This window comes from Streptomyces sp. NPDC006687, from assembly GCF_040636215.1.
Taxonomy (GTDB): Bacteria; Actinomycetota; Actinomycetes; order Streptomycetales; family Streptomycetaceae; genus Streptomyces.
Genome location: NZ_JBEYJJ010000007.1, coordinates 231103 through 243622 on the forward strand (window position 1 = coordinate 231103; position 12520 = coordinate 243622).

Here is a 12520-nt window from a genome sequence, read left to right on the forward strand (position 1 = left end):
TGGGTCGTGTGGTCGTTCATCGGGGCGTCAGCCCGCCGCGGTGGCGAGGACCCGGTCGTCGGCCGTCGATATCGCCGCGACGCGCGGCTGCGCGATGCGGAGGTAGTCGGCGGTGTCCAGGGCCACGGAGCGGTCGAGGCGGGCGGCGTTGAAGTAGATCTCGTCGTGGTCGAGCAGCCGCTCGTCGACGATCAGCCGGAGGTCGGGGTGGAAGCCGAAGGGCATCACCGTGCCGCTGACGCTGCCGGCGAGGCGTTCCGCGATCTCCCGGGTGGCGAAGGCGGTGCGGCCGCAGCCGCCGACCAGGTCCGCGAGGGCGTCCATGTCCACCTGGCGGTCGCCGGGCACCACGGCCAGGACGTACACCCCGGTCCGCTTGGTGATGCCCACGCGGACGATGAGGCACTTGGCGGCCTCGTCGAGCCGGTGGCCGCGCAGCACGCTCGCGAGGTCCGTGCGGCCCTCGGCGGGGTGGTCGATCAGCCGGTAGCGGGCCTGGTGGGAGTCGAGGAGGTCGATCAGCTTCCCGTACATCACAGCTCCTGTTCCGCGTAGTACCAGTCCTCCGGGTTGATGAGCCCGAAGGGGTTGACGGGGGCGACGCCGTGGAGGTCCTTGGCGACCTCCAGCAGCCGGAAGGGGAAGTTCGGCATCCAGATCACCGGTACCTGCTCGGCGATGTAGTCCTGGTAGGCGTGGAGGTCGGCCAGGTCGTCGCTGACCACGGTCCGGGCGATCAGGGCGTCGGCCCGGGGATCGCTGTAGCTGCCGAAGTTGACGGAGGATCCGGTGGAGTAGAGGGCCTCGCCGGTGGGGTAGAAGCCGGGGCCGTAGCCCCAGCCGCCGTTCCAGTCGCTGAACTCCCACAGGCAGGGGCTGTCGGGGCCCGGGGTGCAGGTGGTGTCCTCCAGGACCAGGACGCTCGCCTCGACCTCGGTCAGCTCGATCGCGATACCGGCCTGCGCGGCGTCGGCGGCGAACTTCCGCATGACCTCCGTGAGGGTCTCGTGGCCCTGGGCGTAGCGCATGGAGAACCGCAGCTCGGTGCCGGCGGGGATGCCCTCGCCCGCCTCGCCGGGGCCGGTGCCCGGGCGGACGCAGCGGGCCGGGGTGGTGGAGGTGTCCCAGCCGTTGGCCTCCAGCAGGGCGCGGGCCCGGCCGACGTCGAAGGGGTACGGGTCCTCGCGGCGGGCGGGGGAGAGCAGGGGGCTCTCGGGCAGGGCCGGGACGGGGCCGGTGGTGGGGTAGCCGTAGCCCTTGTAGACGTCGCGGATGGCGCCGCGCCCGTCGAGGCAGGACTGGAGGGCCTGGCGGAAGTAGAGCTCCTTGCAGATCCGGCCCTTGACGGTGGGGTTGTTGAAGTTGATGGGGAAGTAGTGGATCTTGTAGGTGAGTTGGGGCAGCAGGTCGTAGTGCTCGCCCAGCGGGTTGGGGCCGCCGGTCATCGGGTCCTCGGCCGGCTCGGTGATCTCGTCGAAGGGCAGGAAGCCGATCTGTACCCCGCCCGGGACACCGGGGCCCTTGAGGAGCCGCTCGTACTGGTCGGTGTCGGAGTCGGTCGGGATCAGCCGGAACGCCTCCAGGTAGGGCTTGTTCGGCCCCGAGTAGCTCTCGTTCGGCACGAGCACGCACTCGCCGGTGACCCCGTCGATGGTGTAACGGTCCAGCTTCCAGGGGCCGTTGACCACGCTCCACACCGGGCTGGTGTCCCAGCTCGTGCGGTCGTCGTTGCAGGCCCTCAGGTAGGCGTAGACGGCGGCGGCCTGCGCGGGGTCGTGGGTGGCGTCGGCCGGGCCGTCGGCGGTGCGGTCCCAGGCCCTCGGCAGCGGGGTGATGGTGCTGAACTGGTTCATCAGCACCCAGTTGTGCGAGTACGCGTCGTCGAAGGTGAAGCTGACCTTGTCCTCGGCGACCTTCTCGTAGGAGACCAGGTTGTCGGGGAAGAAGCCCGGGGTGTAGCCGCCGAAACGCTCCTTCTCCGCCTCCAGCAGGTGCATCCACAGCATCACGCCGTCGGCGTCCACCGTCTCGCCGTTGGACCACCGGTACGGCTTGACGGTGATCGTCGCCCTGCGCCCGTCGGCGTCCCACACGGGGGGCTCGGCGAGGCTGCGCGTGTAGTCCACCGTCGGCTGGCCGCCGCTGCCGTACCAGTACAGCGGCCGGTACATCAGCGTCTGGAACTCGTGCAGGTTGGCGACCCCGTAGTAGTCGCCGGGCGTGAAGGGGAAGATGAACACCGGGCTGAAGCCGCTGGTGCAGGCCCAGGTGACGCTTCCGCCGCGGCGCGGGGCAGGGTGGGTCGTCGGGGTCGTGGTCATGTCAGTACCTCTTCCAGGGCGGACTCGCCGCTGTTCGCGCGCTCGCCGTAGCGCTCCCAGCGCTCGTTCAGCCGGATGCGTCCGTCGGCGAGGATCTCGGGGGTGCTCCAGCACCGGCCGGCCACCACCTCGCCGTCGTCGAGCACCATCGTGTAGGTGAATTCGAGGGTCCCGTCGGCGTTGACCAGGCCGCTGAGGGCGCCCCGGCGGACCGGTCCGCCGTCGAAGTGGGCCCACAGCAGGTCGCCCTCGTGGCGGTAGTGGCCGACGGGGGCGCTCTCGCCGGGCGCGTAGCCGGTGTTGCGGAAGCGCCGGCCGTCGTAGTCGATGCTCACCGGCGGATCTCCAGCGTGCAGCACTTCACCGATCCGCCGGCCTTCAGCAGCTCCGAGGTGTCCACCCCGTGCGGGACGAACCCGCGCTCGCGCAGCTCGGCGATGAGCCCGGTCGCCGTCTCCGGCAGGACCACGTTGAGCCCGTCGCTGACCGCGTTCAGCCCGAACGCCTCGGCGTCCTCGCGGGAGGCGATGACCGCCTCCGGGTACAGGGCCCGCAGCACCGCCAGGCTCTCGGCGGAGAAGGCCGCCGGGTAGTACATGACCGTCTCGTCGTCCAGGACGCACAGGGCGGTGTCCAGGTGGTAGAAGCGCGGGTCGACCAGGGTCAGGACGACCACGTGCAGGCCGAAGAACGCCTCCAGCCCCTCGTGCGCCGCCGCGTCGCTGCGGAAGCCCGTGCCGGCCAGGATCCGCCGGCCCGCCGGGGCGAAGTCCCCCTCGCCCTCGTTGACGTACTCCGGGACGTGCACCTCGGCGTAGCCGCGCTCGGCGAACCAGGCCCGGTAGGCGTCGGCCTCCGCGGCCCGCTCCTCGTGGCGGAAGCGGGCCACCAGCACCCTCCCGTCGATGACGGTGGCGCCGTTGGCGGCGAAGACCATGTCCGGCAGGCCCTCCACGGGGTCGATCAGATCGACCCGGTGGCCCAGCTCGCGGTACAGGTCGCGGATCCGCTCCCACTGCGCCATCGCCAGGTCCGCGTCCACCGGCTTGCCGGGCCGCATCCAGGGGTTGATGGCGTAGCTGACCTCGAAGTGGGCGGGCGGGCACATCAGGTAGTGCCGCTGGGTCGCCTCACGCATGCTCCGGCCTCATCTCGGTGCGGATGCGGCTGGCCATGACGTGGGCGGTGCTCAGCGCCTCCTCCAACGAGGCGCCGCGGGCTCCGAGGAAGCCGAGGATGTTGTTGCCGGCCGGCGGCCGCTTGATGACCGTGCCGGGCGTGGCCGTGATCTTGAGGAAGAAGACCGAGGGGTCCTCGGCGGCCCCCTCCGGCACCTCCACCGAGGCCACCGTTCCGGAACCGCTGATCAGGCACATCGCGGCCGTGTGCACCTGTGTCGGGGAGTACGGGGAGACGTCCGGGCGTTCGCCGCGCGCGACGTCGGCCACGCAGCGGATCGGGTCGTGGCCGGCGCTGATCCGGGCCATGTGGTCCAGGCCGCCGCCGCCGGGGCGGACGGCGATCTCCAGGACGAACGGGCGGCCCTGGTGGAAGCGGATCTCGGCGTGCAGCACGGCCCGGCGCAGCCCCTGGGCGTGGGCTGCGGTCCGCACCACCTGGTGCACCTCGGCGACCTGCTCGGGGGTCAGGGAGGTCGGCGCGTGGTGCACGTCGTCGTCGAAGGTGCCGCTCTCGACCGTGATCCGGTCGACGATGGACCCCAGGTAGACCTCGTCGTCCCAGGCCACGGCCTCGATGAGGTGCTCGTGGCCGTCGAGGTAGCCCTCGATGATCACCCCGTTGGGTCCCAGGTCCAGGCCCTCGGCCTCCATCAGGGCCCAGGTCATCGTCTCGATGCCGGTCATGACGTCGGCGAAACGGACCCGCATCTCCTGAGGGTCGTCCACCTTGAAGACGAAGTTGCTCGCCGCGCCCAGGGTCGGCTTGAGGATGAGCGGGTAGCCGAGCTCGGCGCCGGCGGCCAGGGCCGCGTCGACGTCCGCGGCGAAGCGGAAGTCGGGGTGGGCGGCGCCGCCGCGTTCGTGCGCCTGGCGCATCAGGTACTTGTTGCGGCTGGTGCGGGCGGCCTCGACCCCGATGCCGGGCAGGCCCAGGGCCTCGGCGACGGCCGCGACGGCGACCACGCCCGACTCCGAGAAGGTCAGGACCCCCTCGAACTCCTCCTCGGCGTGCCACTCCTTGGCCGCCTGGATGATGTCACCGATGTTCTGCGATCCGGCGATCCGGTAGCGGGCCGGGTCCCAGAAGTCCTCGGTGCCCAGGCCGTTGAGCACGTGGAGCTCGGCTCCGAGCGCCTCGACCTGCTGGTAGCGCGACACGTAGTACGTGGCGTTCTGGCTGGCCTCCACGGCGAGCAGCTTCATCTTCGTTCGCCCTCTCAGGACTTGGCCGCGGCGGTCACGAGGACCTGGGCGTCGGCGTCGGATGCGGTCTCGGTCGCCGGCGCGGCGGCCGGGGCGGGGGCCACGGCCTCCGGCTGCGCGGCGGGAGCCGTGCGGAAGGACTTCGGCAGGGCCAGCACGGTGGCCGTGGCGACGACCACGACCAGGGCGGAGAGGGCGTAGAAGCCGTACTCCACCCTGGTGGCGTCGACCAGGAGGGAGATCGCCGTCACGGCGGCGGTGCCGGCCGCGAGGCCGAAGGCGTTGGTGGCACCGAAGACGAAGCCGGTGCGCTCCTCGGGAGCGGCGGTCATCAGGGCGGTGCGGGCGGCGATACGGGCCACGCAGAAGGTGATGCCGGCGAACGGAATGGCCGCCATCATCGCGTACAGGTGGGTGGACTCGGTGATCAGGATGACGGCCCAGACGAGGTAGCCGATCAGGGCCGTCTTCACCAGGCCGGAGCGGGCGCTGAGCTTGCCGAAGGTCCAGGGGGCGGCCAGGGCGCCGAGGCCGAACAGGGCGTCCACGATGCCCAGGTAGCCGGTGTTGCTGTGGAAGGCGTCGATGACCAGGACCAGCATGATGCTGTTGCCGGTGATGATGACGATGTTGCCGATGGCGTAGAGCAGGGCCAGGCGGGCCAGCGGCGGCTTGGGCCCGGTGGCCTTGGCGGCGGTGGCGGCGGCCTGGGCGGCCTTCGCGGCGGAGGCGGCCGCGGCGCCCGCCGGGCGGCGGCCGATCGCGAACAGCATCAGGGCGGAGAGGAAGAAGGTCGCGGAGTTGAAGTAGAAGAGGGCGTCGACACCGGTCCAGACGATCACCCAGCCGCCGAGCGCGGCCGAGGCGAGCGAGCCGGCCTGGATGGCGACCTCGGAGTTGCCGTTGAACTTCGCCAGGCGGGCCTCCGGGATGCGCTCCTTGATCAGGGCGTTGCTGGCTGGGAAGAACAGGGCCGCCGAGATCGACAGGACGAAGCTGGCGACGTAGCTCACCGTGGACGGCTCACCGCCCAGCGCCAGCCACAGCGGCAGGCCGATCGCCGCCACACCGCTGACCAGGTCGGAGGTGACCGCCAGGGTGCGGCGGTCGAAGCGGTCGACCAGCTTGCCGAAGTACACCGACAGCGCGACCTGCGGGATGGTCACGGCGATCATCAGCCAGCTGACCGCGAGCATGGTGTTCTGGGCGGTGAAGACCAGGTACGAGGCGGCCGTCAGCTGGATGCCGTTGCCGAGGTTGGTGATGAACGTCGCGGGGACGAGCAGCCGTTCGGCCTTGTTGGCCTTCGGCGGGGCGGTCGTGGACACAGGGGCTCCTCGGGGGGTCAGACTCGGACGTCGACCGGCTCGGCGGGGGCGTCGAAGGCCCCTGCGGCGGTGGACAGGGTGGGCAGTCGCAGGGCCGCGACGGGGGTGGCCGGGGTGAAGCGGCCCGGAAGGCTCAGGTCCATGCCGGCCGCCTCGGCGCGCTCGGCCAGGTCCACCAGGAGCGGCGCGGCGCAGGCGAGCAGGGCGCGTACGGACAGCAGCAGATCGGCGGTGGCCGGCAGGTCGCCCGCCGTGGTGCGCTCCGCCTGCTTCAGCAGCCGGTCGAGGGAGACGACGACCAGGTCGGAGGCCCGGTGCAGGCTGAAGCTCTCCAGCTCGTAGTGGGCGCGGAAACGGTCGACCAGGATCCCGGCCCGCTCGGCGCCGGTGGCGGACACCGGCAGCCGCGTGCCCTCGGCCACCCCGTCGAGCAGCTCCGCCACCCGGCCGGCCAGCCGGTTCCACGGATCGACCAGCCGGGAGGAGGCCAGGGAGTCCAGGGCCGCGCGGCTGAAGTTGGTCCGGGAGTGCTCGGGCGCGGTCAGGGCCAGGTAGAAGCGGACCAGGTCACGGGGGACCTCGGCCACCAGGTCGGCGGCCCAGACCACGTGCCCCTTGCTGGTGGAGAACTTCTGGTTCTCCAGCTCGTAGAACTCGTTGGAGACGATGGCGTGCGGTTCGACGTACCGGCCGCCGTGCGCCATCAGCAGCGCCAGGTGCGTCATCCCCCAGAAGTAGACGTTGTCGAAGCCGAGGAAGTAGACGAGCTCGATGTCGTTCTCGGCGAGCCAGTGCGCGTCGAAGGCGTCGGTGCGGTCCCCCTGCTGGGCGGCGGCCCACCAGGTGCAGTACATCGACGCCGCCATGCCCTCGGCCCAGGCGTTGAGGACCTGTCCCGGGGTCTCCGCGAACGGCGCCGCGATGCCCCAGGACAGCGGGTAGGTGACGGGGAAGTCGGGCAGCGGCCGGGCCAGTGCCTCGCGCACCAGCTGCTCGGTGTGCGGGCGCAGGACGTCGCGGTGCGAGGCGTAGTAGGCGGTGAGCCGGTCGCGGTACTCCTCCATCGGCAGGACCAGGACGGTCGCCTCGCGGTGGGTGACCACGGCGTCCGGGTCGGTGGTGGAGCGGGGGCGGAGCAGCTCGTCGAAGTTGTTCGGGTGGCCGCAGGACTCGCACAGACCGCCGCGGCTCTCCAGCAGGCAGACGGGGCAGTCGCCGGCGACCAGGCCCTCGACGAGGTACTCGCCGGTGGCCTCCACGTACGGGAAGCGGACCGTCTTCAGCCGGAACGCCCCCGCGGCGTGCAGGTCCGTGACGAAGTCCAGGACGGTGGTGCGGTAGCCCTGGTCGAAGGGGGCGAAGCCGTCCACGGAGACCCCCGCCGCCTCCAGGGTGGCGGTGATCTGCGCGGCGGAGCGGTCGGCCAGCTCCTGCGGCTCCAGCCCGGCGCGCAGGGCGCTGGCGACCACGTAGGTCTGGCTGTCGTCGGTGCCGCTGGTGTACGTCACCGGGCGGCCCGAGGCGCGCAGGTAGCGGGCGTACACGTCGCCGGCGAGGAAGGGGCCCGCCAGGTGCCCGGTGTGCAGGTCCCCGTTGGGGGTCGGCGGGGGCGCGATGATGACCGTACGGCGCGTCACCGGGCCGCCTCCGCGTGACGGGCCGAGAAGCGCTCGGTCATCTCCAGGTCCCACCAGACGCTGTACATCTGGAAGTCCGCGTCGGAGTCGTTGACCACCCGGTGCCCGGTGCCCGGGGTGAAGTGGACGATGTCCCCCGGCTCGAAGGGCACGCGCTCGCCGTCGGACTCCAGGAAGGCGGAGCCGGAGACGGCGATGAAGACCTCGTACTCGTGGTGCGCGTGCGGGGTCGAGGCGGTGCCGGGCGCGATCACGCACCACGAGCCCTCGAAGGGGGCGTTCAGTTCGGGCCAGGGCAGCAGCCGCTGGGCGTCCAGTCCGTTCTCGTGGACCAGACCGGGGCGGTCCAGGTGCTTGATGAGCATCGGGTGGTCTCTCTCGTGGAGTGGCGGGAGGCGTACGGGCGGCGGGACCGTCAGACGGCGGCGCCGGCGAACGCGAGCTCGCGGGCCTGGGCCGGGATGGCCACCGGGGTGGTCGAGCGGTGCGCGAGGATGTCGAGGGTGATCTCGGCGGAGCGGCCCGCGAGGACGCTGAGCAGCGAGTCGGCGATGCCGTGGGTGGCCTCGTTGACGCCCTGCAGGTAGACGGCGGCGCTCGCGGGGCGGCCCAGGTCGAGCCGGTAGTGGCGGCTCACCTCGATCCGCTCCAGGCCGATGGAGCCGGCCAGGCCGCGGACCGCGCGCGGCATGTCCCGGACGAAGCCGGTGCCGAGGAGGACCAGGTCGGTGCGCATCTCCCGTTCGGCGCCCGTCTTGCGGTCGGCGAGGGTCAGGACGACCTCGTCGCCGTCCATGCGCGCACCGCGGACATCGGTCATCGGCTGCATGCCCAGGCGGCCCTCGCCGCTGCGGCGGTCCTGGTAGAACTGCCGGTAGAGGGCGTCCAGGGTGGCCGGGGCCAGACCGCCGTAGTTGGAGCGGTACATCTCGCCGAGCAGCTGCCGGCGCGCATCGGGGGCCGAGTCGTAGAACTCGTCGATGAAGGACGAGTAGTAGAGCTCGTTGGTGAACTTGCTGCTCTCGTAGCCGTTGAGGCCGATCGAGCGCATGATCATCGTCGGGCGGCACCCGGGCAGGTCCCGCAGGGCCTGGCCGAACAGCTCGGCCGCGCTCTGCGCGCCGCCGATGACGGCGACCCGGTGCGGGAGCCCGGCGTCCACCTCGCGGATGCGCTGCGTGTACTGCGTGCTGTGGATGACCCGCTCCGCCGGCAGGCCGGCGAACACCTCGGGGACGTGGGCGTCGCGGCCCGCGCCGACCACCAGGTAGCGGCACTCGATGGTGTCACCGTTCGCGAGGGAGACCACCCAGCCGGTGATCTCGCCGTCCTCCGCCGTCCGCGCGGTGACGGCGGCGCACTCGCGGCCGTACTCGATGCGCACCGTGGCGAGTTCGTCCGCGACCCACTGGAGGTACTCGGATATCTCGCTGCGGTACGGGACCCAGCTGCCCAGGTTGACGAAGGCGTCGAGACGGTCGTTGGCGTGCAGGAAGTTGACGAAGGAGAAGCGGCTCTGCGGGTTGCGCAGGGTCACGAGGTCCTTGAGGAAGGAGACCTGGCTGAGCGCGTCGGGCAGCAGCATGCCGCGCTGCCAGACGATGTCCTGTTCGCGTTCGATCAGCAGGGTGTCGCCGGCCAGCTCAGGGGCGAGCTCCTCGATCGCCACGGCCAGGGCCAGGTTCGCCGGTCCTGCGCCTACCGCGAGCAGTTCGACCTTGCGATGTGCCATGGAAGTTACCTCCGAGAGGGGGTGCGATAACCGGATTCCACGCCCCGCCGGGATTGCCCGGAAGCTCTGGACGGCACGGACAATCAACTCGGCCGAGGCGGGGCCCGGAGCGTTGATTGACCGGCTCTCCAGGGCGCTTCCGGTCAACGTGCGGCCGGATTTCGATGGGCCTTGACCCCCGTGACCCTCCGCACCCATGACCCTCCGCACCCGTGACAAGGAGTGCCCGTGCCGATCACCGACACCATCACCCCCGCCGGCACGTACTACCGGCCGGCCGCTCCGGCCCGGGTGGCCACCCGCCGCCGCCTGCTCATGTGCCGGCCCCGGCACTACGACGTGACGTACTCGATCAACCCGTGGATGAACCCGCAGCTGGCCACGGACACCGCGCTCGCGGTCCGCCAGTGGGAGGGGCTGCGCGACCTCTACCTGGAGCTCGGCCACGTGGTGGAGGAGATCGACCCCCTCGACGGGCTGCCCGACATGGTGTTCGCCGCCAACGGCGCGACCGTCGTCGACGGCCGGGTCTACGGCGCCCGCTTCCGGCACGCGGAGCGCACCGCCGAGGGGCCCGCCTACCTGCGCTGGCTGGAGGGCCGCGGCTACAAGGACCTGCTGTGGCCCGAGTACGTCAACGAGGGCGAGGGCGACTTCCTCACCGTCGGCCGGCGCATCCTGGCCGGCACCGGCTTCCGTACCGATCCGCGCTCGCACCTGGAGGCCCAGGAGTTCCTCGGCCTGCCGGTCACCTCGCTGACCCTGGTCAACCCGGACTACTACCACCTGGACACCGCGCTGGCGGTGCTCTCGGACGAGGAGGTCATGTACTACCCGGCCGCCTTCTCCCCCGGCAGCCAGGCCGTCCTGCGCGCCATGTTCCCGAGCGCCATCCTGGCGAGCTCCGAGGACGCGGCCGCCTTCGGCCTCAACGCCTTCTCCGACGGCCGCCACGTCCTGCTGCCCGCCGCGGCCACCGGTCTGCACGGGCAGCTGAGGGCGCGCGGCTTCGAACCGGTCGGTGTCGAGCTCTCCGAGCTCCTCAAGGCCGGCGGAAGCGTGAAGTGCTGCACCCTGGAACTCAGGGACCGCTGAGGTCCCCCGGACGGCCCGGTCACAGGGCCGCCGCGCGTCAGGTGGCCGACAGTGGGTGCAGGTACGCACCCAGGGGGTCCACCACACCACGCCGGAGGCGCACGCAGATGGGACTCTTCGATTTCCTGAAGCACGACAAGAAGAAGCAGGAGGAGCGGACCGGGGCCACGGCCAAGGCGTCCGCGGCGTCGCGGACGGCCCCCGCGGCGTCCCGGCCGCACCCGGGGCCCGCCGAGCCCAGCGACCACTCGGCCGCGCACAAGGCCGTACCGGTGCCGCCGAAGCCGGCGCCGACGGCCAAGAAGCGCACGTACACCGTCAGGCCGGGGGACTCGCTGTCCGCGATCGCCCGCCGCGAGCTCGGCGACGAGGCGCGCTGGCGGGAGGTGTACGCGATGAACCGGGGGGTGATCGGCACCGATCCGGACGTCATCCACCCGGGGCAGGTGCTGACGCTGCCCGTGTGAGCGGCGGCTCCGCCCACGGGCAGGGGCCCGGATCCCGCCGGATCCGGGCCCCTGCCCCTGGGGGCGGGTGCGCTCAGTGCGCCCCGTTCCCCTTCTCCGCCTGCTTCCCCGGATCGGACGGCTCGCCCGATCCGGCCTGCTTCTCCTTCTCGGCGAGCTCGTCGTCGAAGCTCGCCGGGGCCGCGTCCTGCGAGGACAGCTCGGTGGCGGCCGGGGGCTCCACCAGCCAGTCCGGGTTCGACTGCTGGTCCCACCACCTCCATGCCGCGTAGGCCACGCCGGCGATCAGCCCGGCCAGCGCCAGGCCCTTGAGGGCCCGTCCGTACGCGGCCCGCCGCTGGTTGCGCCGCACCAGCCACTGCACGTCCTCGGGGGTGACCTGCCCGCGCAGGGCGGCCAGCGCGGCGATGGAGCGGTTCGACGCCTCCTCGGCCACCGGTTGGGCGGCGGCGAGGGCGCTCTCCAGGCGGGGGGCGGTGTAGTCGACGGCGTGCCGGCACGCATGCCGCGTCTGGTGGACGGCCTTGGTGGCGGCCCGGTCCACGTTGGGGGGCAGGTGCGTGCGCGCCGCGTGCATCCGGGGCTGCAGATGGGTGCCGTAGGCGGCGCGGGCCTGCTGGGACGCCTGACCGGCGACGTAGGAGACCTTGGGGGCCAGTCGTGCGTTCGCTTCCTGGGCGTAGTGGACGGCCGCGTCCTTGGCGGTCCCCGCGTAGGGTGCCACCACTTCCGCCGCGTGCCTCATCGCGTCCCTGGCGTTCTCGGCGGCCAGGCTCACGCTGTCCTTGCGGGTCACGGGATCCTCCTCCTCGGTGGCGGACACGGTTCACCTATCCACCCTTTGTCGGATCATGCCTCCCATAGCGGCGCGGGGCATGTGTGACAGGGCATCCGGGTGGAGGAATTTCCGCCACGTACGGCCCTCCGTGGGAGGATCGGAAGCGACAGCGATGACTATGGAAGGCAGATCCGTGGCCGAGAAGCTCTACGCCACCCTGAAGACGAACCACGGCGACATCGAGATCGAGCTGCTGGAGAACTTCGCGCCCAAGACCGTCCGGAACTTCGTGGAGCTCGCCACGGGCGCCCGCGAGTGGACCCGCCCCACGGACGGCCAGAAGACCACGGCTCCGCTCTACGACGGCACCGTCTTCCACCGCGTCATCAGCGGCTTCATGATCCAGGGCGGGGACCCGCTCGGCAACGGCACCGGCGGCCCCGGCTACCAGTTCGCCGACGAGTTCCACCCCGACCTGGCCTTCACCAAGCCCTACCTGCTCGCCATGGCCAACGCCGGCCCGGGCACCAACGGCTCGCAGTTCTTCATCACCGTGGCGCCGACCGCCTGGCTGACCCGCAAGCACACCATCTTCGGCGAGGTCACCGACGCCGCCAGCCAGAAGGTGGTCGACGCCATCGCGTCCGGTCCCACCAACCCGCGCACCGAGCGGCCGCTGGACGACGTGATCATCCAGTCCGTCACCGTCGAGCGGCGCGAGATCCGCCGCTGACGGAGGGACCGAGGGGGATCGACGGACCGAGGGGACCGTGGGGGA

The 12520-nt window shown here is 71.7% G+C and carries 13 protein-coding genes; 3 read left to right on the plus strand and 10 right to left on the minus strand.

The features are described from left to right. Window positions 1–27 precede the first annotated feature (27 nt). Genes ABZ716_RS11900 through ABZ716_RS11940 form a run of 9 tightly spaced genes read right to left on the minus strand, consistent with a single transcriptional unit; the run spans window position 28 to window position 9402 of the window. Window positions 28–534, minus strand: coding sequence for a YbaK/EbsC family protein (locus ABZ716_RS11900; RefSeq protein ID WP_351877689.1), 507 nt, complete (start codon window positions 532–534; stop codon window positions 28–30). After that, a complete protein-coding gene (locus ABZ716_RS11905) occupies window positions 534–2321 on the minus strand; it encodes an ABC transporter substrate-binding protein (RefSeq protein WP_358958364.1) in 1788 nt (595 codons plus the stop codon). The genes ABZ716_RS11900 and ABZ716_RS11905 overlap by 1 nt, the downstream gene beginning before the upstream one ends. Next, window positions 2318–2656 (minus strand): hypothetical protein, encoded by a 339-nt coding sequence (locus ABZ716_RS11910; RefSeq protein WP_358958367.1) that lies wholly within the window; start codon window positions 2654–2656, stop codon window positions 2318–2320. Before ABZ716_RS11910 ends, ABZ716_RS11905 begins: the two co-directional genes overlap by 4 nt. Further along, the gene (gene ddaH, locus ABZ716_RS11915) at window positions 2653–3459 is read right to left on the minus strand and encodes a dimethylargininase (RefSeq protein ID WP_351877694.1); all 807 of its coding nucleotides are present in this window, start codon (window positions 3457–3459) and stop codon (window positions 2653–2655) included. Before ddaH (ABZ716_RS11915) ends, ABZ716_RS11910 begins: the two co-directional genes overlap by 4 nt. After that, the gene (locus ABZ716_RS11920; protein WP_358958369.1) at window positions 3452–4705 is read right to left on the minus strand and encodes an ATP-grasp domain-containing protein; all 1254 of its coding nucleotides are present in this window, start codon (window positions 4703–4705) and stop codon (window positions 3452–3454) included. Before ABZ716_RS11920 ends, ddaH (ABZ716_RS11915) begins: the two co-directional genes overlap by 8 nt. 14 nt (window positions 4706–4719) lie before the next feature. Continuing rightward, window positions 4720–6033 carry an MFS transporter gene (locus tag ABZ716_RS11925; protein WP_351877697.1) on the minus strand — a complete coding sequence of 438 codons (1314 nt, stop codon included), beginning with the start codon at window positions 6031–6033 and terminating at the stop codon, window positions 4720–4722. Window positions 6034–6050: 17 nt separating this feature from the next. Further along, entirely contained in the window at window positions 6051–7670 is a 1620-nt protein-coding gene (locus ABZ716_RS11930; protein ID WP_351877699.1) for a class I tRNA ligase family protein, read from the minus strand. Beyond that, the gene (locus tag ABZ716_RS11935) at window positions 7667–8035 is read right to left on the minus strand and encodes a cupin domain-containing protein (RefSeq protein ID WP_358809700.1); all 369 of its coding nucleotides are present in this window, start codon (window positions 8033–8035) and stop codon (window positions 7667–7669) included. The genes ABZ716_RS11930 and ABZ716_RS11935 overlap by 4 nt, the downstream gene beginning before the upstream one ends. A gap of 50 nt (window positions 8036–8085) precedes the next feature. Further along, window positions 8086–9402, minus strand: a complete 1317-nt coding sequence (locus tag ABZ716_RS11940; protein ID WP_358958372.1) for a SidA/IucD/PvdA family monooxygenase — start codon at window positions 9400–9402, stop codon at window positions 8086–8088. A gap of 228 nt (window positions 9403–9630) precedes the next feature. Between ABZ716_RS11940 and ddaH (ABZ716_RS11945) the strand changes: the two genes are divergently transcribed. Continuing rightward, window positions 9631–10497, plus strand: coding sequence for a dimethylargininase (gene ddaH, locus ABZ716_RS11945; protein ID WP_358809698.1), 867 nt, complete (start codon window positions 9631–9633; stop codon window positions 10495–10497). A 107-nt stretch (window positions 10498–10604) separates the two neighbouring features. Continuing rightward, entirely contained in the window at window positions 10605–10964 is a 360-nt protein-coding gene (locus ABZ716_RS11950; protein WP_358958375.1) for a LysM domain-containing protein, read from the plus strand. A gap of 73 nt (window positions 10965–11037) precedes the next feature. Here ABZ716_RS11950 and ABZ716_RS11955 read toward each other — a convergent pair whose 3' ends face one another. Next, a complete protein-coding gene (locus ABZ716_RS11955; protein ID WP_358958378.1) occupies window positions 11038–11760 on the minus strand; it encodes a DUF5324 family protein in 723 nt (240 codons plus the stop codon). 175 nt (window positions 11761–11935) lie between these two features. Between ABZ716_RS11955 and ABZ716_RS11960 the strand changes: the two genes are divergently transcribed. Next, a complete protein-coding gene (locus ABZ716_RS11960; protein WP_358958443.1) occupies window positions 11936–12475 on the plus strand; it encodes a peptidylprolyl isomerase in 540 nt (179 codons plus the stop codon). Window positions 12476–12520: the final 45 nt, after the last annotated feature.

Bases quoted from the DNA above. Each gene is read 5' to 3' on its own strand.
- ABZ716_RS11900 (WP_351877689.1), bottom strand. From the start codon at position 534: ATGTACGGGAAGCTGATCGACCTCCTCGACTCCCACCAGGCCCGCTAC.
- ABZ716_RS11905 (WP_358958364.1), bottom strand. From the start codon at position 2,321: ATGACCACGACCCCGACGACCCACCCTGCCCCGCGCCGCGGCGGAAGC.
- ddaH (WP_351877694.1), bottom strand. From the start codon at position 3,459: ATGCGTGAGGCGACCCAGCGGCACTACCTGATGTGCCCGCCCGCCCAC.
- ABZ716_RS11920 (WP_358958369.1), bottom strand. From the start codon at position 4,705: ATGAAGCTGCTCGCCGTGGAGGCCAGCCAGAACGCCACGTACTACGTG.
- ABZ716_RS11935 (WP_358809700.1), bottom strand. From the start codon at position 8,035: ATGCTCATCAAGCACCTGGACCGCCCCGGTCTGGTCCACGAGAACGGA.
- ABZ716_RS11940 (WP_358958372.1), bottom strand. From the start codon at position 9,402: ATGGCACATCGCAAGGTCGAACTGCTCGCGGTAGGCGCAGGACCGGCG.
- ABZ716_RS11950 (WP_358958375.1), top strand. From the start codon at position 10,605: ATGGGACTCTTCGATTTCCTGAAGCACGACAAGAAGAAGCAGGAGGAG.